At 68.5% G+C, this 18,210-nt stretch carries 19 protein-coding genes and 1 tRNA gene; 12 read left to right on the top strand and 8 right to left on the bottom strand.

All coding sequences use genetic code 11. The features are described 5' to 3' along the window. Positions 1 to 3 precede the first annotated feature (3 nt). Positions 4 to 567 (bottom strand): DedA family protein, encoded by a 564-nt coding sequence (locus NGJ44_RS03650; protein WP_053245010.1) that lies wholly within the window; start codon positions 565 to 567, stop codon positions 4 to 6. Next, positions 564 to 2,000, bottom strand: coding sequence for an aminotransferase-like domain-containing protein (locus tag NGJ44_RS03645; RefSeq protein WP_251863137.1), 1,437 nt, complete (start codon positions 1,998 to 2,000; stop codon positions 564 to 566). The genes NGJ44_RS03650 and NGJ44_RS03645 overlap by 4 nt, the downstream gene beginning before the upstream one ends. A 169-nt stretch (positions 2,001 to 2,169) precedes the next feature. On the opposite strand from NGJ44_RS03645, the gene NGJ44_RS03640 reads away from it, so the two are divergent. The 4 genes from NGJ44_RS03640 (at position 2,170) to NGJ44_RS03625 (ending at position 5,040) form a co-directional block, all read left to right on the top strand. After that, a complete protein-coding gene (locus NGJ44_RS03640) occupies positions 2,170 to 2,547 on the top strand; it encodes a hypothetical protein (protein ID WP_251863136.1) in 378 nt (125 codons plus the stop codon). 20 nt (positions 2,548 to 2,567) lie between these two features. After that, positions 2,568 to 2,644: transfer RNA gene (locus NGJ44_RS03635), tRNA-Met, on the top strand. A 582-nt stretch (positions 2,645 to 3,226) separates the two neighbouring features. After that, complete coding sequence (locus NGJ44_RS03630) at positions 3,227 to 3,571, top strand: hypothetical protein (protein WP_053245008.1); 345 nt, start codon at positions 3,227 to 3,229, stop codon at positions 3,569 to 3,571. 233 nt (positions 3,572 to 3,804) lie between these two features. Continuing rightward, on the top strand, positions 3,805 to 5,040 hold the full coding sequence (locus NGJ44_RS03625) for a TIGR03862 family flavoprotein (protein WP_251863135.1): 1,236 nt from the start codon (positions 3,805 to 3,807) through the stop codon (positions 5,038 to 5,040). Between the two features lie 10 nt (positions 5,041 to 5,050). On the opposite strand, the gene NGJ44_RS03620 is transcribed toward NGJ44_RS03625, so the two are convergent. Continuing rightward, a complete protein-coding gene (locus NGJ44_RS03620) occupies positions 5,051 to 5,449 on the bottom strand; it encodes a hypothetical protein (RefSeq protein WP_053245016.1) in 399 nt (132 codons plus the stop codon). Between the two features lie 55 nt (positions 5,450 to 5,504). Continuing rightward, positions 5,505 to 5,846, bottom strand: coding sequence for a hypothetical protein (locus NGJ44_RS03615; protein WP_251863134.1), 342 nt, complete (start codon positions 5,844 to 5,846; stop codon positions 5,505 to 5,507). A 147-nt stretch (positions 5,847 to 5,993) separates the two neighbouring features. Here NGJ44_RS03615 and NGJ44_RS03610 point away from each other — a divergent pair, with 147 nt between their 5' ends. The 5 genes from NGJ44_RS03610 (at position 5,994) to NGJ44_RS03590 (ending at position 10,065) form a co-directional block, all read left to right on the top strand. Further along, the gene (locus NGJ44_RS03610) at positions 5,994 to 6,125 is read left to right on the top strand and encodes an entericidin A/B family lipoprotein (RefSeq protein WP_042792633.1); all 132 of its coding nucleotides are present in this window, start codon (positions 5,994 to 5,996) and stop codon (positions 6,123 to 6,125) included. Positions 6,126 to 6,291: 166 nt separating this feature from the next. Next, positions 6,292 to 6,714, top strand: a complete 423-nt coding sequence (locus NGJ44_RS03605) for a BPTD_2524 family lipoprotein (RefSeq protein ID WP_082308346.1) — start codon at positions 6,292 to 6,294, stop codon at positions 6,712 to 6,714. A 16-nt stretch (positions 6,715 to 6,730) separates the two neighbouring features. Then, positions 6,731 to 7,108, top strand: a complete 378-nt coding sequence (locus tag NGJ44_RS03600; protein ID WP_053245028.1) for a hypothetical protein — start codon at positions 6,731 to 6,733, stop codon at positions 7,106 to 7,108. 112 nt (positions 7,109 to 7,220) lie between these two features. After that, positions 7,221 to 8,513 carry an aspartate carbamoyltransferase gene (locus NGJ44_RS03595; protein ID WP_053245019.1) on the top strand — a complete coding sequence of 431 codons (1,293 nt, stop codon included), beginning with the start codon at positions 7,221 to 7,223 and terminating at the stop codon, positions 8,511 to 8,513. 130 nt (positions 8,514 to 8,643) lie between these two features. Beyond that, on the top strand, positions 8,644 to 10,065 hold the full coding sequence (locus NGJ44_RS03590; RefSeq protein WP_251863133.1) for a diguanylate cyclase: 1,422 nt from the start codon (positions 8,644 to 8,646) through the stop codon (positions 10,063 to 10,065). Between the two features lie 93 nt (positions 10,066 to 10,158). On the opposite strand, the gene NGJ44_RS03585 is transcribed toward NGJ44_RS03590, so the two are convergent. Continuing rightward, positions 10,159 to 11,058, bottom strand: coding sequence for a recombination-associated protein RdgC (locus NGJ44_RS03585; RefSeq protein WP_251863132.1), 900 nt, complete (start codon positions 11,056 to 11,058; stop codon positions 10,159 to 10,161). Positions 11,059 to 11,209: 151 nt separating this feature from the next. On the opposite strand from NGJ44_RS03585, the gene NGJ44_RS03580 reads away from it, so the two are divergent. Next, positions 11,210 to 11,428, top strand: a complete 219-nt coding sequence (locus NGJ44_RS03580; RefSeq protein WP_053245021.1) for a hypothetical protein — start codon at positions 11,210 to 11,212, stop codon at positions 11,426 to 11,428. A 450-nt stretch (positions 11,429 to 11,878) separates the two neighbouring features. Here NGJ44_RS03580 and NGJ44_RS03575 read toward each other — a convergent pair whose 3' ends face one another. The 3 genes from NGJ44_RS03575 to NGJ44_RS03565 all read right to left on the bottom strand — a co-directional run bounded on the left by NGJ44_RS03575 (position 11,879) and on the right by NGJ44_RS03565 (position 15,982). Next, the gene (locus NGJ44_RS03575; RefSeq protein WP_152968035.1) at positions 11,879 to 13,555 is read right to left on the bottom strand and encodes an MFS transporter; all 1,677 of its coding nucleotides are present in this window, start codon (positions 13,553 to 13,555) and stop codon (positions 11,879 to 11,881) included. Between the two features lie 245 nt (positions 13,556 to 13,800). Beyond that, a complete protein-coding gene (locus NGJ44_RS03570; protein ID WP_152968036.1) occupies positions 13,801 to 15,177 on the bottom strand; it encodes a sensor histidine kinase in 1,377 nt (458 codons plus the stop codon). 115 nt (positions 15,178 to 15,292) lie between these two features. Continuing rightward, positions 15,293 to 15,982, bottom strand: a complete 690-nt coding sequence (locus NGJ44_RS03565) for a response regulator transcription factor (protein WP_053245024.1) — start codon at positions 15,980 to 15,982, stop codon at positions 15,293 to 15,295. A 240-nt stretch (positions 15,983 to 16,222) separates the two neighbouring features. Here NGJ44_RS03565 and recA point away from each other — a divergent pair, with 240 nt between their 5' ends. Beyond that, positions 16,223 to 17,287, top strand: a complete 1,065-nt coding sequence (recA, locus tag NGJ44_RS03560) for a recombinase RecA (protein ID WP_053245025.1) — start codon at positions 16,223 to 16,225, stop codon at positions 17,285 to 17,287. A gap of 158 nt (positions 17,288 to 17,445) precedes the next feature. Then, positions 17,446 to 18,204 (top strand): recombination regulator RecX, encoded by a 759-nt coding sequence (recX, locus tag NGJ44_RS03555; protein ID WP_251863131.1) that lies wholly within the window; start codon positions 17,446 to 17,448, stop codon positions 18,202 to 18,204. Positions 18,205 to 18,210 lie beyond the last annotated feature (6 nt).

Raw genomic sequence — 18,210 nt, 5'->3', positions numbered from 1 at the left:
TCCTCAGCGGCGGCGCCGCGCAAACAGCCAGTATCCGAGCCAGATCGCCCCGCCCAGCCCGGCGGCCACGGCGAGCTTGGTTTCCACGCCGTGCAGGCGGCCGAGCAGGGTTTCTATGGTCTGTCCGAAGGCGTAGCCCAGCAGGCTGAAGCACACGGCCCAGATCGCGGCGGCCAGCGCATTGAGCGCCAGGTAGCGCCCGGCCGGCACCCGCGAGACTCCCAGCGCGATCGGTCCCACGGTGCGCAGCCCATACAGGAACCGCAGCGACAGGATGAAGCCGTGCGGATAGCGGTCGATCAGCGCGAGCGCGCGTCCGAAAGCCGGTTTTTCGCGGGCGCGCCGCACGTAGCGGTGGTTCCGCCAGCGGCGGCCCAGGTGAAAGAGCGCCTGGTCGGCCAGGAAAGAACCGGCGAACGCACACAGCATCACATAGGGCAGGCGCAGCAGGCCCTGGTGCGCCAGGAAGCCCGAGAAGACCACCACGCTTTCGCCTTCGAGCAGGGTGCCGCCGAAGACGGCCCAGAGACCGTAGGCATCGATGAACCGGTCAAGCGGGGCGTTCATGGCCGGCCTTCCACGATGCGGCCGAGCGTCTTCAGGGCGAGCGCGGCCTCGGGGGTGTGGCGTTCGCCGCAGCTGATGCGCAGGAAGTGGTCGTAGCGCGGGCCGTTGGAGAACATGGCCCCCGGCGCGACCCGGATGCCCTGGCGCAACGCTGCTTCGAACACGTCGGCGCCGTCGCGGCCGTGAGGCAGCTCGACCCACAGCAGCATGCCGCCGCGCGGCAGACTCAGGCGCGTGCCGGCGGGGAAATGCGCCGCGATGGCCTCGGCGGTCTGTTCGCGCTGCGCTTTCAGCGTCCGGCGCAGGCGAGCCAGGTGCCGGTCGTAGGCGCGCGTACCCATGAAGTCGGCCACGGCGATCTGCGCCAGAGGCTCGTTGGGCCGGCTCTGCGCGAACTTCAGCATGGCGATGCGCGCCTTCCAGCGCCCGCCCAGCAGCCAGCCCAGCCGCATGCCGGGCGCCAGCGTCTTGTGCATGGAGGCGCAGTAGATGACGTTGCCCGTGCGGTCCCAGGATTTGGCCGCCGCCAGCGGCACATCGTCGTCGGTCAGCGCGCCGTAGGTGTCGTCCTCGATGAGCGGCACCTGCTGCCGCTCGCACAGCGCCACCAGCCGGGCCTTTTCGGCGTCCGGCATGACGCAACCCAGCGGATTCTGGAAGTTGGGCACCGTGACCACGGCGCGGATGTTGCCGTGCGTCTGGAAAGCCAGGTCCAGCGCCTCGATGGACAGGCCGTGCTGGGGGCTGGTGGGAATTTCCAGGGCGCGCATGCCCAGGCTTTCCAGGATCTGCAGCAGGCCGAAGTAGGTGGGCGACTCGACCGCGATGGTGTCTCCCGGCCGGGCCACGGCGCGCAGCGCCAGGTTCAGCGCCTCGATACAGCCGTGAGTGACGATGACGTCGTCCGGCACCGCGTTGATGCCGTTTTCCAGTGCGCGCCGCGCCAGGACGGCGCGCAGCGCCGGGTGGCCCTGGGCCGGCACGCGGCTCACGAGCACTTCGGGCTCCCGGCGCAGCGCGCGGCTCATGGCCTGCCGCAGCGCCTCGGCCGGATAGGCGTCGGGCGTAGCCGCGGCCAGCGCGAAATTCGCGCTGACCGGATGCGCTTCGCACTTGGCCACGAAATCCGACACGCGGTCATGGATGCCCACGTACTGGGCGGCGCCCAGCGTCTGGCGGATGTCGGGTTCGGGCACCGGCGGCATGCTGCGCTTGCGCGCCGGCAGCACGAAATAACCGGAGCGGGGCCGGGCTTCGATCAGCCCGTCGTCTTCGAGCTGGCGGCAGGCCTGCAGCGCCGTCGACAGGCTGACCCGATGGGTGCGCACCAGCGCCCGCACCGAAGGCATGCGCTGCTGGGGCGCCAGTACGCCGCTCTGGATGGCGCGACGGTAGTGATTGGCCAGGCGTAGGTAGAGCGGTTGCGGGTCCATGTGTCGATCATGCGTTCCTGGGGGAAGAGGGGCCAGACACAGTTCGGCGGAAAGTACACCATAACAGGATATGCGGATAGTGCCTGATACGGTACAGAAACCGGGATTGTGTGGCTGTTGCGCATGACAGCAAGTGCGTAGCCTGGAGTCCTGAACCAAGGAGCAGGCCATGCCGACCATATCCCGGGCCGCCGCTGGGCGGCCTTTCGAAATCCCGCGGGGCGCCAGCCTGCAACTCCTGCTGGGGCCGGGCGCCTGCGTGGTCTGCCTGGAGGGCAGCGTAGACGTCTCGGAGCCCGCGCACGCGCGCGAATCGCCCGCGTATCCCGGATATGCCTGGGCCGTGCGCCTGAACGCCGGCGAATCCCACGTGCTGGCATATGGCGGCCTGGCCGCCGTAACCGCGCTGACGCGGGCCGAACTGGTCTGCGTCGTGCCCGGCGCGCCGCTGGTCCGCCTCGGCGTCCGGCTACGCGATTTCCTGCGCCGCCGTGCGGCGCAGGCATGGCGCGAACGGTTCGGTGCAATGCACAAGATTTCAAAATGATGTATGATTCACACATCAGACGCGGGGTGGAGCAGTCTGGCAGCTCGTCGGGCTCATAACCCGAAGGTCGTAGGTTCAAATCCTGCCCCCGCAACCATCTTCCAGGCGCCGTGTCCACGGCGCCTTCTTCTCTTCCCAAAGCACCACGCCGGTTTGCGCATCGCCGGCGTCGGCCGGATTCTCCCCAATGGCATCCGGCCATCGCCGGCCATTCCCAGCATTGCCTCATAGCCGCTGCGCCTTCGGCGTTCCGGGGGCGCCGCGCCGTGCGATATCGCGCGGCGGGGTTGCCGGCTACTCTATCGCGGACATGGCCAGCGGCCGGCACGGCAAGCGTCCTGCCGGGGCTATGGTGCCTCGTCGCGGGCTGCGACGCCCATCGGGGCAATGTCACCGAATTGCTGAAGAACGTGACCATGGCGGGGGCTTCTTCGCCCTGGCCGCGGCCGGCGCGGGCTCGATCCCGCTGTTCGGCGGCGCCCCGGACGGCCTGTTCTCCTGCCTGCCCCGGATTGGCGCGCCCGGGATCCCGCGACGCCCGCGGGCCCGGCCCCGGCATCTCTTCATGGCCGCTCCGGCGGAGTCTTCCGGCGGGCCGGCGGGGATCGCTGATCCGCTGCGCCTGCGCTACCATGAGGCTCGGCCCGCGGCTCGCGCTGGCCGTCTGAGAGGAGAGTCCATGGGTACCGCGAAATACGATCATCCCGGCTACGTCGCCGATACCGGCGCGCAGGGCCGCTACCACGTGGCGCTCTGGTGCCCCCATGGCTATCCGGCCCATGTCCATATCGGCCGCCCGGCCGAGCACGGCGATCCGCACGCGCTGCTGCGCCTGCGCGTGCCCGACGGCGTGTTCCAGTCCCTGGCCGACGACCCCGAAACGCTGTGCCGGCGCGCGCTGGGCCAGGCGCTGCAGGGCGGGCTGCTGGGCTCCGTCGCCGTGGATGGCGCTTACCAGGAATTGCGCCTGCAGCTCGATGCCGAGCCCTGGCAGGGCCCGATGCAGGCGGCCGACCGGCGTTGACCCGGTTGCCCACAGCAGCTGTGGACAAACCTTGGGACAGCCGTTGCGCATACTCAAAACCCTGTTTTGAAACAATGACTTGTGGGCGCTGCTCAGGGATTGCCCAGGGGGCGCCGCGCGGCCTGTGAGACAATGCGGCCCCGCCGGCCCGTGCCCGCGGACGGCCGCCTTCGTTTCTTATCGAGTCTACGCTCCATGCCTTCTTTCGTCGTCCCGCCGCCGGCGGGCCACCCATGAGCCCGGCCGGCCGCCGCGTGGCGGTCGTGGGGGCGGGCCCCGCCGGCCTGATGGCCGCGCAAACCCTGCTGGAACAGGGCTTGCGGGTCGAGGTCTACGACGCCATGCCGTCGGCGGGGCGCAAATTTCTCCTGGCCGGGCGGGGAGGCCTGAACCTGACGCACAGCGAGCCGGCCGCGCCCTTTCTCTCGCGGTACGGAAACCGCGCGCCCCGGATCGCGCCCTGGCTCGAAGCCTTCGGCGCGGCCGACGTGCGCGCGTGGTCCCACGGCCTGGGCATCGACACTTTCGTGGGTTCGTCCGGCCGCGTGTTTCCGCGCGAAATGAAAGCGGCTCCGCTGCTGCGGGCATGGCTGGCGCGCCTGCGTGCAAGCGGGGCGGTGTTCCACATGAGGCATCGCTGGCTGGGCTGGCGCGCGGCCGCCGGGCCGGCCGGACTGCGCTTCGCCGGCCCGCAGGGCGAGCGCGCCGTGCAGGCCGACGCGGTAGTGCTGGCGCTGGGTGGCGGAAGCTGGGCGCGCCTGGGGTCGGACGGGGCCTGGGTGCCTGAGCTGCGGGACAGGGGCATCGACGTCGCGCCGCTGCGGGCTGCCAATTGCGGCTTCGACGCGGACTGGTCGGCGCATTTCCGCCAGCGGCATGCGGGCCAGCCGGTGAAGACCGTGGCGCTGGCCTGCGGTTCCGGCCCGGCCCGCCAGGGCGAATTCGTCGTGACCGAAGCGGGGGTGGAAGGCAGCCTGGTCTATACGTGCGCCGCGGCGCTGCGCGACGAGATCGAGGCGCGGGGCAGCGCCATCGCATGGCTGGACCTGGCTCCCGATTGGAGCCAGGAAAGGGTGACCGCGGCGTTGACGCATCCGCGCGGCGCGCGCTCCATGTCCAGCCATTTGCAGAGCCGTCTCGGCATCGCGGGGGTGAAGGCGGGACTGTTGCGCGAGTGCGTCCCGGCGGAGGACTTCCGCGATCCGGCGCGGCTGGCGCTGCGCATCAAGGCGCTGCCCTTGCGCCTGCTGCGGCCCCGGCCCATGGACGAGGCCATCAGCACGGCGGGGGGCGTGAGGTTCGAGGCGCTGGACGAGGGGCAGATGCTGCGCCAGGCCCCGGGCGTATTCTGCGCGGGCGAAATGTTGGATTGGGAGGCGCCCACCGGCGGCTATCTGCTTACCGCCTGCCTGGCCAGCGGCCGCGCCGCGGCGCGCGGCGTGCTGGCCTACCTGGGCGGCCGGCCCTGAAGGCCCGGCTTCAGGAGCGCGATTGCAGCAGGGGCGCGGCGGGCCGCGGCGCGCGCGGAGCCAGGTCGTTCACCACGTGCCCGACCACGGGCGCGCCGCCTTCGGGCTGCGTGACGATGCCGATGACGCGGGTGACGGCGCTGGCGGGGACGTCCGTGCCGTGCGCGGGATCTTCCACCAATTGCCAGATGGGCGCTTCGGCCAGCTCGTCGGCGCGCCCCGCGGGCGACAGACAGCTACGAGCGAACAGGGACCAGTCCGAAGCGCTGCATGGCAGGCCGTGCTCCGTCGCCAGACGGGCGAGGGCGGACGGCGCGTCGGGCTGGCTGGCCGCGTGCTGGGCGGCGGCGCCCAGCGTCACATCCAGCGACAGCAGGCGCAGAAACTCCACGACGTTGTCTGTGTTCATACGGCGATTCCTCCTTTGGTGGCCGCCCGATTCGGATCCTGGCGCGCGCGCCGGATCAGTTGCTTTTGGGGCCCAGCATGGACATCAGCGATTTTTTCAACCGGGGCGAAAAAATGGGCACGGTGTGCGACGCGCCGCTGCGGTCCACGGCTTCCCGGAGTTCGATGGACGCTCCCTGGAAGGCTTCCGGCGCCGCGCCGATGCCGTTGTAGCGCGCCAGCAGTTCGTCCACCTGGCGCTGCGCCTGGTCCAGCGAGCCGGCGTTGGCCAGGCGGCCGGCGGCGTGCGATTCCAGGATGCGGTGCAGGTCGTCGACGAACAGCGCGAGCGCGTTGCGGCCGCGGCACTGCGGCTGTTCCCAGCCCCAGGGCGCGGGCGCGGCGGCGCCGGCTGTCATAGCGGGTTTCTTGGTCATTTGCGCATGCTAAAGCATTGCCGCCAAATACGCGACAGCCGGAAAGACGGAGGCGCCGCGGCGGTGTTACGCGGGCGCCTACTTTGCGCTATGCTGGCCCTGGTTTCCCAGCCCTGAAAGGAGATGGTCATGAAGAACAAAGTCTTTCTCGTCATGCTGCTTTCGATTGCCGCGCTTTCGGCGGGGTGCAACACGGTGGCCGGCGCCGGCAAGGACATCCAGCGGGGCGGTGAAAAGATCGAGGGCGCCGCGACCAAATAGCGTCGCGCTTTGGCTCAGGCGTCTTTGCAAGGCCATGCGCGGAATGCGGCCGCATTCCGCGCATGGCCTTTTTGTTCCGGGCCGCCGCGGGCCGGGATCGCTTTCCTTCCTCCGCTGCTCTGGCTGGCATAATGCCGGGGTTTCGAATGTTCGATGCGGGTAAATGATGCGCAAGTCTGTATGGGCGGGCATGGCGGCGGCGGTGCTGCTGGCCGGCTGCGCCAGCACCGGGGTCTACGAATCCGATTCGGTGTTGAAACAATCCTTCAATGTGGCCACCAACTACGAGGCCGCGTTCCGCCGGGCGGGCGAGTACGTGCGCGCCTGCCACCAGAACGTGCAGCATCCCTACGGGGCGGCTTACGCCTGGCGCCACAGCGAGGGCAAGGAAGGCGCGCCCAACGAGATACAGGTCTACAAGGTGGGCGAGCCGGCCAAGGTGCTGGAACTGATCGCGACCGAAGCCGACGGCCCGGCGACGTCCAAGGTGACGGTCACCGTGCTGAACGAAGGGCGGTGGGACGCGGCCGAGATCGAAGCCGCGCGCCGTTCCATCCAGACCGCGACGCCGGTCTGCCGCGGGTCCTGACGTGCGGCCGCAGCGCATGAGCGACGCGCCGCTGCTGCTCCTGGGCAGCGGGCTGCGCATGGCGGCCTGGCTGAATGCCGGCGCGGCCCTGTTGCTGGTGAGCTTCTCGCTGGGCATCGTGGGCGGCGACGTGGCCGCGCCCGACCTGCTGCTGCCGGTGATCATGTGCCTCGCGGGCCTGGCCGCTGCCTGCATGGGCCTGGTCTTCGGCGCCGTGGCCGGGCTGGTGATGTCGCGCACGGGAGACGCCATCTCGCGCCGCCACTGGCCCGCGCATCTCATGGCCATGCTGTGCCTCCTGGCTTCGGCGGGCGGTTTCGCCGCGGGATGCTGGCTGGCGGCCAGCGCGGCGGCGGTGGACGGCCCCCAGATGAGCGCGATCGCGCTGTCCTAAGCCGGGAATACGAATCGGGGGTAAACCCCTGTACGCAAAAGTGTTGGACTTGCACTTGCGTTGGGAATAATATGCGCAGTGCGTATATAAACTACTCCTTTCGGGGTCCGCCATGACCATCTCCCAGCAAGCCTTCCTGCGCGACGCGATGCGCCGCCTGAATCTCACCCGCGACGTGTTCGCCTCCCGCATCGGCGTGAAGCGCCGGGCCCTGGATACCTGGCTGCTGCCCGAGGGGTCGCAGGAGTTCCGGGCCATGCCCGAAGTGGTGCAGCGCTTCGTGAGCGAAATCGTGCAGAACGGGGTGCTGCTGGAGAAGTACACGCAGAGCGTCAAGGAAGGCCCGTTGCGCGACCGCATCTCGGTCGAGGGCAAGCCGCAGCTCCTCTCGGTGGACCAGTTCACCCGCGAATCGGTCGAGGACCTGTTCCGCGTCGCCGACATGATGCAGCCCATCGCCCGCCGCCAGAAAGTCTCGCGCGTGCTCGAAGGCGCGGTGCTCGGCAACCTGTTCTTCGAGGCCAGCACCCGCACCCGCGTGAGTTTCGGCGCGGCCTTCTGCCGGCTGGGTGGTTCGGTCTGCGACACCACGGGCTTCACCTTCTCGTCCATGGCCAAGGGCGAGTCCATCTATGACACCAGCCGCGTCATGAGCGGCTACGTGGACGCCATGGTGATCCGCCATCCCGAGCAGGGCTCGGTGGCGGAATTCGCGCGCGCGACCAACATCCCCGTGGTCAATGGCGGCGACGGTCCCGGCGAGCACCCCAGCCAGGCCCTGCTGGACCTGTACACCATCCTCACCGAGTTCTCGCGCCTGGGCAAGCTGCTCGACGGTGCGCACATCGCCATGGTGGGCGACCTCAAGTACGGCCGCACCGTGCATTCGCTCATCAAGCTGCTGGCGCTCTACAAGAACGTGAAGTTCACGCTGGTGTCGCCCAAGGGCCTGGAAATGCCCGCCTACATCATCGAGCAGGCCAGCCGCAACGGCAACATCATCGAGCAGAAGAGCTCGCTGGCCGAGGGCCTGTCGGGCGCCGACGTGATCTACGCGACGCGCGTGCAGAAAGAGCGCTTCGCCAACGAGGAAAGCGAGGGCTACACGCCCGATTTCCAGATCAACCGCGCCATCATCGACGCCTACTGCGGCCCCGACACCATCGTCATGCACCCGCTGCCGCGCGACAGCCGGCCGGGCGCGAACGACCTGAGCGTGGACCTGAACCACGATCCGCGCCTGGCGATCTTCCGCCAGACCGACAACGGCATTCCCATTCGCATGGCGATCTTCGCCGTGCTGCTCGGCGTGGAAGGACTGGTGCAGCACTCGATGCGCGACGTCACGTGGCGCCACCCCTCCCACATCGGCCCGGACGATTCGGCGTTCCACGGCCTGGAGTAAGCGTATCCGCCGGCATGCGCCGGCCCAGCGGCGGGCGCATGCTTCGCGAATTCAGGGATAATCGGCCAACTTCAGAGTTTCGGGATGCGGCGCGCCTCTACGCGGAGCGCGCCGTGACCGCGCCGCTTCCATGTCCTCCAGCTGCTCCAGCTCCGATTCTTCTTTTCGCCCGTCTGCGCCGGCCTGCTACGAAAGCGCCTCGCGGGCGCAGGCATGGGTTGCCGTCTACCAGTCCGTGGATGCCTGCACGCGCGGGCAGGTGGCCGCGGTGGTGGCCGACAGCGCCGGCGATCTCGTCAGCGCGTTCTACTCCACCTTGCTTGCCGATCCCGAGGCCGGTCCGCGCCTGTCCCACGACATCGTCGCCACCCGGCTGCACGGCGCCATGCAGGGCTGGCTCAAGAGTCTGCTGTGCGTGCGCGAGCAGGGCGACATCGAAGCCCTGCTGGTCACGCAGAAGAAAGTGGGCGAAGTGCATGCGCGGGTGCACATACCCATCCATCTGGTCATGGCCGGCGCCCGCATCCTCAAGAACGAGATCGCGGCGCGGCTGCGCGACAGCGGCCTGGATGGCGCGTCCGCGTCGCGCGCCACGCAATACGTCTGCAACCTGTTCGACCTGGCCCTGGAGCAGATGAGCCGCGCCTTCATGCGCGATGTCAACCGCGGCGCCCGCAATGACGAGGCCTACCGCCTGTTCGCGCTGGGCCAGAATATCGCGACCGAGCGGGAACGCCAGCGCGCGGCCCTGCTGGAATGGAGCCAGGCCGTGCTGATCGGGCTGCACTACCGGGAGCCGGACCAGGTGCTGCCGCGGTTGTCCGGCTCGGAGTTCGGGTTGTGGCTGCAGCACAAGGGCGCCGTGCTGTTCGAGGGCGCGCCGGCGCTGGGCCAGATCGCGGACGCGGTGGCGCAACTGGACGGTGCGGTGCTGCCGCAGCTCATGCGCAGCGCGCGCGAGGGGCTGGACACGCTGCCCGCGCACATGCGCGAATTCCAGGAGCTGGTCGGCCGCATCAAGCATCTGCTCAACGGGCTGTTCGACTTGGTGGCCGAGCTGGAAAGCGGCAGCGATCCGCTCACCCACGTGCTCAACCGCCGCTTCCTGCCCTCGGTGATGGGGCGGGAGATCATGATCGCCACCCGCGAGCGCCGTCCGTTCTCGGTGCTGCTGCTGGACGTCGATCATTTCAAGGCGATCAACGACGCGCACGGCCATGGGGGCGGCGACCAGGTGCTGCGGCAATTCGCCGAGGTGGTGCATCAGTCGTGCCGGTCCAGCGATTTCGTGTTCCGCTACGGCGGCGAGGAGTTCCTGGTGGTGCTGGTGGACACGGACGCGCAGGCGGCCATGGTGGCGGCGGAAAAGCTCCGCGCCGAGATACGCCGCCACGTCTTCCGCGTTGCCGAAGCGGGCGAACTGCGCGTCACGACCAGCATCGGCGTCGCGTCGTTCGACGGCCACCCCGACTACGCCTATCTTATCGAGCGCGCCGACAGGGCGCTCTACCGCGCCAAGCGCGCCGGCCGCAACCGCGCCGAGGCGGCATGAGAAAGGCCGCCCCGCGGGAAGGCCGCCCCGCGAGAAGGGCGGCCCGCGACCAGGGCGGCCTTGCCGGGCAGGCGGTCCGGGCCGGGAGCGGCGTCAGACGCGTTTTTCCCCGCCCAGGGCTTCGACCAGCTCGGCCATCATCTTGGCCAGCTCGCCGGTCATGAGCATCATGTCGGAATCGAACTTCTCGTCGTCGTTCTGCGTGACCGTGTCGTTGCCTTCCTTCAGCACGTCCAGCGGCGCCACGCGCTTGATGTCCAGCCCTTCGGTCAGCACGAACGAGATGCGGTCGGCCCAGGTCATGGCCAGGCGGGTGCACTGCTTGCCTGACTGGATGTGGCGGCGCACGTCGTCCGGATCCAGCGCGTGCTTCACGTAGCGGATCGCGGCGCGGCTTTCGCCCGAGGCGCGCAGCTCGGTGTCCTGGTCGATGCTGAAGTTGGCCGGGGCTTCGTCTTCGGCCAGCCAGCCGGTCATGGCCGAGGCGGGAGACTGGGCGACGTAGAGATTCTCGAGCGGGAACGGATCCACGCACTTGGCCAGCAGGCCGATCACTTCGTCGGCCTTGGCCGAGGCGGCGGCGTCGATGACCAGCCAGTGATTCTGCGGATCGATCCAGACGCGGGTGTCGCGATACACGCTGAAGGCGCGCGGCAGCAGCTCGTCGGTGACGCGCTCCTTGATTTCCTTCATCTGCTTGCGGCCGGGCTTGTAGCCCTGCTGCTCCTCGATTTCCTGGGCGCGGGCCTTGGCGACCTGGTTCACCACCGTGGCGGGCAGCAGCTTCTTTTCCGCGCGCAGCGTAAGCAGGATCTGGCCGCCGACCACGTGCGCCAGGCCGCCATTTTCGCGCGGCGGCACCCAGCCCAGGCTCTGCATTTCGAGGTTGTTGCCGGCCTGGTAGGCGTGCCGGGCAAGCGTGTCTTCAAGCTGCTCGCCGGTAAGCGTCCACGGCGAGGAAAGGCGGTAGATCTTGAGATTCTTGAACCACATGGGCGTCGGCCAAAAGGAGAGATTCTATAACGATGCGGCGCCGGGCCGCAGCGGCCTGGCGCGCGGGCGCGACACGACACGTTCTGTCACTGACAGGCGCGGCCCGAATAGGGTAACGTCCGCCGCACCTGTCACGGAGTAGGAGCCAACAATGAAAATCTCGACCCTGATCGGCGCCGTGCTGATCGCGCTGGGCGTCGCCGCGCTGGCGTACAAGGGCTTTAACTACAAATCCGAGGAAACGGTGCTGCAGATCGGCTCGGTGAAGGCCACGGCCGAAACCGAGAAATCGGTGGCGATTCCGGGCTGGGCCGGCGTGGCGGCCATCGTGGCCGGCGTGCTGGTGATCGGCCTGGGCATGCGCCGCTGAAACGGGCCGGAGGTTTTCCGCTGGCGTCGGTTCCGGGCTCCGGGGCCGTGCGCCGCGCTTCGCCGCCTCCCGAGGGAGGCTTTTTTGCGCCGCGGCCGGGCGGCAAAAAAAAGACGGCCCGGCTGTTGGGGCCGGGCCGCTACGGGAGCACGCAATACCGCGTCATAAAAGGCTCGCGGGGAACGCGGTATCGGTGTCAGAGGACCAGCCCTGCAATCGTCCGGCAGGGGGATCAGTAGCCGGTCGATATGGCGCAAGGCCGTAATCTGAGCTGCCAGTCTAGCCCTGGGGGTCTGACATCGTCCTGAATCCGGCGTCATGAAAAACGGGGCGGGCGTTGCGTCTTGCCCCGGGCCGGCCGCCATGCTCCGGAGGGCAAAAAAAAGCTCCTCGCGGAGCTTTGGAAAGGCCGGGCGGGCGCAGCAGTCCCGCCCGGCGGGGGATGGCCTGTCAGGCGTTGATGTCGTTGTCCTTGGTTTCGCGCAGGAAGAGCGTGCCGATGACCAGGGTCATGACCGCGATGATGATCGGATACCACAGGCCGTCGTAGATATTGCCGGTGGCGGCCACCACGGCGAAGGCGACCGGGGGCAGGAAGCCGCCGAACCAGCCGTTGCCGATGTGATAGGGCAGGCTCATCGAGGTGTAGCGGATGCGGGTCGGGAACATTTCGACGAGCATCGCGGCGATGGGGCCGTACACCATGGTCACGTAGATGACCAGGATGGTCAGCAGCACCACCACCATGACCTGGTTGGTCTGGGCGGGATCGGCCTTGGCCGGATAGCCGTGGCTGCGGATGGCGGCCGTCAGGGCCTTGTCGAGCTCGGCGGCCTTGGCCTTGAACTCGGCAGGCGGCAGGCTCTTGCCGTCGAAGGAGGCGAACTCGTCATTGCCGATCTTCACCTTGGCCATCGCGCCGGCCGGCGCGGCCTCGTTCTTGTAGTTCACCGAGTTGCGGGCCATGAAGGACTTGACCACGTCGCAGGAGCTGGTGAAGGAGGCCGTGCCCACCGGGTTGAACTGGAAGGAGCAGGTCGCCGGATCGGCGATCACCGTGACCGGCGCCGAGGCCTGGGCCTTTTCCAGCGCGGGGTTGGCGAAGTGCGTCAGGCCCTGGAAAATCGGGAAGTACGTCACCGCGGCGATCAGGCAGCCCGCCATGATGATGGGCTTGCGGCCTATCTTGTCGGACAGCGCGCCGAAGATCACGAAGAACGGCGTGCCGATCAGCAGCGCCACCGCGATCATGATGTTGGCGGTGTTGGCATCGATCTTCAGCGTCTGCGTCAGGAAGAACAACGCGTAGAACTGGCCGGTGTACCAGACCACGGCCTGGCCGGCGGTCAGGCCGAGCAGCGCGAGCAGCACGACCTTCAGGTTGCGCCACTGGCCGAAGGACTCGGCGATGGGCGCCTTGGAGCCCTTGCCTTCTTCCTTCATGCGCTTGAAGGTGGGCGACTCGTTGAGCTGCATGCGGATCCACACCGAGATGCCCAGCAGCACCACGGAGATCAGGAACGGCACGCGCCAGCCCCAGGCCTTGAAGTCGTCTTCGCCCATGAACGAGCGCACGCCCAGGATCACCAGCAGCGACAGGAACAGGCCCAGCGTCGCGGTGGTCTGGATCCAGCTCGTATAGAAACCGCGGCGGCCATGCGGCGCATGCTCGGCCACGTAAGTGGCGGCCCCGCCGTATTCGCCGCCCAGCGCCAGGCCTTGCAGCAGGCGCAGGATGATCAGCACCGCCGGCGCGGTGATGCCGATGCTGGCGTAGCTGGGCAGCACGCCCACCAGGAAGGTGGACAGGCCCATGATGACGATGGTGACCAGGAACGTGTATTTGCGCCCGACCAGGTCGCCCAGGCGGCCGAACACCAGTGCGCCGAAGGGGCGCACGGCGAAGCCGGCGGCAAAGGCGAGCAGGGCGAAGATGAAGGCCGCCGTGGGGTTCACGCCCGAGAAGAAGTGCTGGGCGATGATGGCCGCGAGCGAGCCGTACAGGTAGAAGTCGTACCACTCGAACACCGTGCCCAGCGACGACGCAAAAATGACGCGGCGTTCATCCTTGGTCATGGGGCGCGGACCCGCGGATGGACCGCGGTCTGTCATGGTTGCTGTGCTCATGATGTCTCCTCGTTTTATGGCCGGCGCTCGTGCGCCGTGCTCTACCCTCCGCCGGCTGGACCGACATCGAGCTAACGGCAAGGTAGGGAACGAGGCTGACGAGGTTCTGACGAGAGACTTACCTGAATCTTAAATTTGAAACAAAATGTTATAACAGCGGGAGAAGCTAGGGATAATCCTTAGGGCCGCGCGAGGCTGCCGGCCCGGGCGGCGGGTCCGGCGCGTACGCGCCCCGGCGTTGCAGTCTATGCGTCCCAGGCGCCGGAAGCGGGCCGGTAGGGCGGGAAGGTGACGCGGATGCGCGTGCCCGGCAGGTCGGAGTGCGAGGTCGGGTGCGCGCTGATCTGCACGCTGGCCTGGTGCTTCTGCGCGATCTCGCGCACGATGGCGAGTCCCAGGCCGCTGCCGTCGGATTGCGTGCCCAGCACGCGGTAGAAGCGGTCGAACACGCGCTCGCGTTCTTCGGGCGGGATGCCCGGGCCCGAATCTTCCACGTCCAGCACGCCGCGTCCGTCCACCAGCGCCGCCCGGACGGTGATGTGGCCGCCGCGCGGCGTGTAGCGCAGCGCGTTGTCCACCAGATTGTTCAGCAGCTCGGCCAGCAGCAGCGGATTGCCGTTGATGAGCACGGGCGTGTCCGATCCCTCGAAGCCGAGGTCGGTATTGAGCGACAGGGCCATGGGCACCCAGTGCGAAGTCTGTTCGGACGCGACCGCGTTGAGGTCGGTTTCGGTCATGCCGATGGCGCTGGGGTTTTCGGCGCGCGCCAGCAGCAGGAGCTGGTTGACCAGGCGGGTGGCGCGTTCCGAGCCGGTGACGAGCTGGCGCAGGCTGGACTGCATTTCCTCGGGGCTGGCGTCGCGCAGGGCCAGTTCCGCCTGGGTGCGCAGCCCGGCCAGCGGCGTCTTCAGCTGATGCGCCGCGTCGGCGACGAAGCGCCGCTGGGCCTGCACGTTGGCCGACAGCCGGTCGAGCAGTTCGTTCATGGCGCTGACCAGCGGCGCGATCTCCGAGGGCGCGGCGCGCTCGTCGATGGGCGAGAGGTCGTCGGGGCGGCGCGCCCGCAGGCGCTGCTGCAGCGCATTGAGCGGCGCCACGCCGCGCGACAGGCCGAACCACACCAGCAGCACCGCGATGGGCAGCACCACGAACTGCGGAATGATGACGCCCTTGATGATGTCGTTGGCGAGCTGGGTGCGCTTCTCCACCGTCTCGGCCACGATCACCAGCGCGGGTTGCGTGTGGGGCAGGTTGAGGTCCACCCACGTGTAAGCCAGCCGGACGCCGAAGCCGCGCAGGGTGTCGTCTTCGTACTGGACCTCGTCCGGACGGGGCTGGCCGACACTGGCGGGCAGCGGCAGGGCGCGGTCGCCGCCCAGGTATTCGCCCCGGCTGCCCAGCACCAGCCAGAACACGCTGTCGGTCTCGTCCGCGCGCAGCACGTCGCGCGCCGCGTCCGTCATGCGCAGCACGGCGCGTCCGTCCTGGGCGTGCACCTGCCGCGTCAGCACGTGCAGGTTGTTGGCCAGCGCCCGGTCGTAGGGCACGTTGGCGATGTTCTGCGCCACCACATAGGTAATGGCCACGCTCATGGGCCACAGCAGGAAGAGCGGCGCCAGCATCCAGTCGAGGATCTCGCCCAGCAGCGAGCGTTGCGGCGGGGCGAAGCTGGGCCCCTTGGCGCCGGCCCGCATGACGTCCAGCGCCTCCTGGTTCAGGGCTTCGGGCGGCTGCGCTTCAGTTCGCGAGGTAGGCGGCACCCTGGTCGCGCTCAAGACAGTATCCCAGCCCGCGCACCGTGATGATCTTCACGCCGCTGGGCTCCAGCTTCTTGCGCAGGCGGTGCACGTAGACTTCGATGGCGTTGGTGCTGACTTCCTCGCCCCATTCGCACAGGTGGTCCACGAGCTGGTTCTTGCTGACCATGCGGCCGCTGCGCGTCAGGAGGATCTCGAGCAGGCTGACTTCGCGCGCGGAGAGGTCCAGCGTCTGGTCGTCCACCATGGCCACCCGGCCTGTCTGGTCGAACACCAGCCGGCCATGCTTGATCACCGTGCCGCCGCCGCCCGCGCCGCGGCGGGTGAGCGCGCGCACGCGCGCTTCCAGCTCGGACAGCGCGAATGGCTTGGCCATGTAGTCGTCCGCTCCCAGGTCCAGGCCCTTGACCCGCTGCTCGACGCTGTCGGCGGCCGTCAGGATGAGGACGGGCAGGGCGGAATTGCGGGCGCGCAGCCGGCGCAGCACTTCCAGCCCGGCGAGCTGGGGCAGCCCGAGGTCGAGGATGAGCAGGTCGAAAGCCTGCGCGGCCAGCGCCGAATCGGCCGCCAGCCCGTCGCGCACCGCGTCCACGGCATAGCCGTTGTGGCGCAGCGACCGCGACAGGCCGTCGGCCAGGATGCTGTCGTCTTCAGCGATGAGGATACGCATGGGAGAAAAAAGGGGCGAAACGCCGGAATCTCCCGGGGATTCTGGCATATGGCAGGCGCCTTGCCACTCAGGGTATACGTGGAAAATCCTGGCACACTGGTTTTTTGTACAGTACAATCCGATGCCATAATCTGCACCTGCGTTGCGCCGCGCGCACCCGCGCCCGCGCTTTTTCTCCGCACTCCCCTACGCGACTGAACGCGACTGATACGCTACTGACAGCCACAGACAGGACACTACATGGACGACAAAACCACCAAGGCCGCCGCATCGGAAAAAGCCAAGGCGCTCGCCGCCGCGCTTTCGCAGATCGAGAAGCAGTTCGGCAAGGGCTCGATCATGCGCTACGGCGACAACGAGGTCTCGCACGATATCCAGGTGGTTTCCACGGGTTCGCTCGGCCTGGACATCGCGCTGGGCGTGGGCGGCCTGCCGCGCGGCCGCGTCATCGAGATCTACGGCCCGGAATCCTCCGGCAAGACCACGCTCACGCTGCAGGTCATCGCCGAAATGCAGAAGCTGGGCGGCACCTGCGCCTTCGTCGACGCCGAGCACGCGCTGGACGTGCAATACGCCGCCAAGCTCGGCGTCAACCTCACCGACCTGCTCATCTCGCAGCCCGACACCGGCGAACAGGCCCTCGAAATCACCGACGCCCTGGTGCGCTCGGGCTCGGTCGACCTCATCGTCATCGACTCGGTGGCGGCCCTGGTGCCCAAGGCCGAAATCGAAGGCGAAATGGGCGACTCGCTGCCGGGCCTGCAGGCCCGCCTGATGAGCCAGGCGCTGCGCAAGCTCACCGCCACCATCAAGCGCACGAACTGCATGGTCATCTTCATCAACCAGATCCGCATGAAGATCGGCGTCATGTTCGGCAACCCCGAAACCACCACGGGCGGCAACGCGCTGAAGTTCTACGCCTCCGTGCGCCTGGACATCCGCCGCATCGGCTCCATCAAGAAGGGCGACGAGGTCATCGGCAACGAAACCCGGGTCAAGGTCGTGAAGAACAAGGTGTCCCCGCCTTTCAAGCAGGCGGAATTCGACATCATGTACGGCGCCGGCATCTCGCGCGAAGGCGAAATCATCGACCTGGGCGTGGCCGCCAACGTCATCGACAAGTCCGGCGCCTGGTACAGCTACAACGGCAACCGCATCGGCCAGGGCAAGGACAACGTGCGCGAATACCTGAAGGAGCACAAGGAACTCGCCATCGAGATCGAGAACCGCATCCGCGAAAACCAGGGTATCGTGAGCCGTGCCGCCGAGTTCCCGCCCAGCGAGGCCGAAGACGACGGCGAATGAGCGCCGGGCCGCGGACGGGCCGGCCCCGGGACGGCTGCTCCGCTGACGGCGGTCCGGAACCCGTCCGTCCAGGGCCGGTCTGTCGAAGGCGGTCCCGCGGCGCCGGGCCTGCCCGGCCGCGCGGCCTGTCCCGGGCTGGTTTTCTTTTCGTTTCCGCCATGATCCGCAAGCCGACTACTTCTTCCGCCGCCGAGCGGCTGCGCGCCCGGCTTGACGACGAATTCGAAACCGTGGCCAGGCCCCAGGGACTGACGCGCAGTTCCGATACGGCGCGCCGGGGCGCGCGCCCGGATGCTCCGCCAGGCGCCGGGGCCGACGGCGGCGCGTGGCAGCGCTCGTCCGAGCGGCGCTTGGCGCAAGATCGGCGCCGCGCCGGCGATCGGGGCGGCTTGTCGTCCGGCAAGACCGATGTTCCCGGCGGCGGCTCCGATGGCGATCCCGGTTCCGGCGCCGCGAAGCGCGCGGGCGGCGCCCGCCAGCCCACGCTGAAAATGCGCGCCGTGGGCTATCTCTCGCGGCGCGAGCACGCGCGCGGCGAACTCGCCCGCAAGCTCGCCCCGTATGCCGAAGACCCGGCCGAAGTCGAGGCCGTGCTCGATGCCCTGGAAAAAGAAGGTTGGCTTTCCACCGAGCGGTTTGCGCAAAGCCTGGTGCACCGCCGCGCGTCCCGCCAGGGCGCCGCGCGCATCGCGCAGGAGCTGCGCCAGCATGGCGTGGACGAAAACCAGGTCGCCGGCCTGCGAGAGCAGTTGCGCGCCACCGAGTACGAACGCGCCCGCGAAGTCTGGCGCAAGCGTTTCGGCGAAGCGCCGCAAGACCGCAACGCCTACGCGCGGCAGGCGCGTTTTCTCGCCAGCCGGGGATTCGCCCACGACGTCATCCGCCGCATCCTGGGCGAAGGCGAGGACGACGCCTGAGAACCC

Origin of the sequence: Achromobacter sp. Marseille-Q4962, from assembly GCF_943737005.1 — a bacterium.
GTDB lineage: Bacteria > Pseudomonadota > Gammaproteobacteria > Burkholderiales > Burkholderiaceae_B > Achromobacter.
The sequence above is the reverse complement of the archived record's forward strand: the minus strand, read 5'-3'. Positions and strand labels throughout refer to the sequence as shown.

Bases quoted from the DNA above. Each gene is read 5' to 3' on its own strand.
- NGJ44_RS03650 (WP_053245010.1), bottom strand. From the start codon at position 567: ATGAACGCCCCGCTTGACCGGTTCATCGATGCCTACGGTCTCTGGGCC.
- NGJ44_RS03645 (WP_251863137.1), bottom strand. From the start codon at position 2,000: ATGGACCCGCAACCGCTCTACCTACGCCTGGCCAATCACTACCGTCGC.
- NGJ44_RS03640 (WP_251863136.1), top strand. From the start codon at position 2,170: ATGCCGACCATATCCCGGGCCGCCGCTGGGCGGCCTTTCGAAATCCCG.
- NGJ44_RS03630 (WP_053245008.1), top strand. From the start codon at position 3,227: ATGGGTACCGCGAAATACGATCATCCCGGCTACGTCGCCGATACCGGC.
- NGJ44_RS03625 (WP_251863135.1), top strand. From the start codon at position 3,805: ATGAGCCCGGCCGGCCGCCGCGTGGCGGTCGTGGGGGCGGGCCCCGCC.
- NGJ44_RS03620 (WP_053245016.1), bottom strand. From the start codon at position 5,449: ATGAACACAGACAACGTCGTGGAGTTTCTGCGCCTGCTGTCGCTGGAT.
- NGJ44_RS03615 (WP_251863134.1), bottom strand. From the start codon at position 5,846: ATGACAGCCGGCGCCGCCGCGCCCGCGCCCTGGGGCTGGGAACAGCCG.
- NGJ44_RS03610 (WP_042792633.1), top strand. From the start codon at position 5,994: ATGAAGAACAAAGTCTTTCTCGTCATGCTGCTTTCGATTGCCGCGCTT.
- NGJ44_RS03605 (WP_082308346.1), top strand. From the start codon at position 6,292: ATGCGCAAGTCTGTATGGGCGGGCATGGCGGCGGCGGTGCTGCTGGCC.
- NGJ44_RS03600 (WP_053245028.1), top strand. From the start codon at position 6,731: ATGAGCGACGCGCCGCTGCTGCTCCTGGGCAGCGGGCTGCGCATGGCG.
- NGJ44_RS03595 (WP_053245019.1), top strand. From the start codon at position 7,221: ATGACCATCTCCCAGCAAGCCTTCCTGCGCGACGCGATGCGCCGCCTG.
- NGJ44_RS03590 (WP_251863133.1), top strand. From the start codon at position 8,644: ATGTCCTCCAGCTGCTCCAGCTCCGATTCTTCTTTTCGCCCGTCTGCG.
- NGJ44_RS03585 (WP_251863132.1), bottom strand. From the start codon at position 11,058: ATGTGGTTCAAGAATCTCAAGATCTACCGCCTTTCCTCGCCGTGGACG.
- NGJ44_RS03580 (WP_053245021.1), top strand. From the start codon at position 11,210: ATGAAAATCTCGACCCTGATCGGCGCCGTGCTGATCGCGCTGGGCGTC.
- NGJ44_RS03575 (WP_152968035.1), bottom strand. From the start codon at position 13,555: ATGAGCACAGCAACCATGACAGACCGCGGTCCATCCGCGGGTCCGCGC.
- NGJ44_RS03570 (WP_152968036.1), bottom strand. From the start codon at position 15,177: ATGCTGGCGCCGCTCTTCCTGCTGTGGCCCATGAGCGTGGCCATTACC.
- NGJ44_RS03565 (WP_053245024.1), bottom strand. From the start codon at position 15,982: ATGCGTATCCTCATCGCTGAAGACGACAGCATCCTGGCCGACGGCCTG.
- recA (WP_053245025.1), top strand. From the start codon at position 16,223: ATGGACGACAAAACCACCAAGGCCGCCGCATCGGAAAAAGCCAAGGCG.
- recX (WP_251863131.1), top strand. From the start codon at position 17,446: ATGATCCGCAAGCCGACTACTTCTTCCGCCGCCGAGCGGCTGCGCGCC.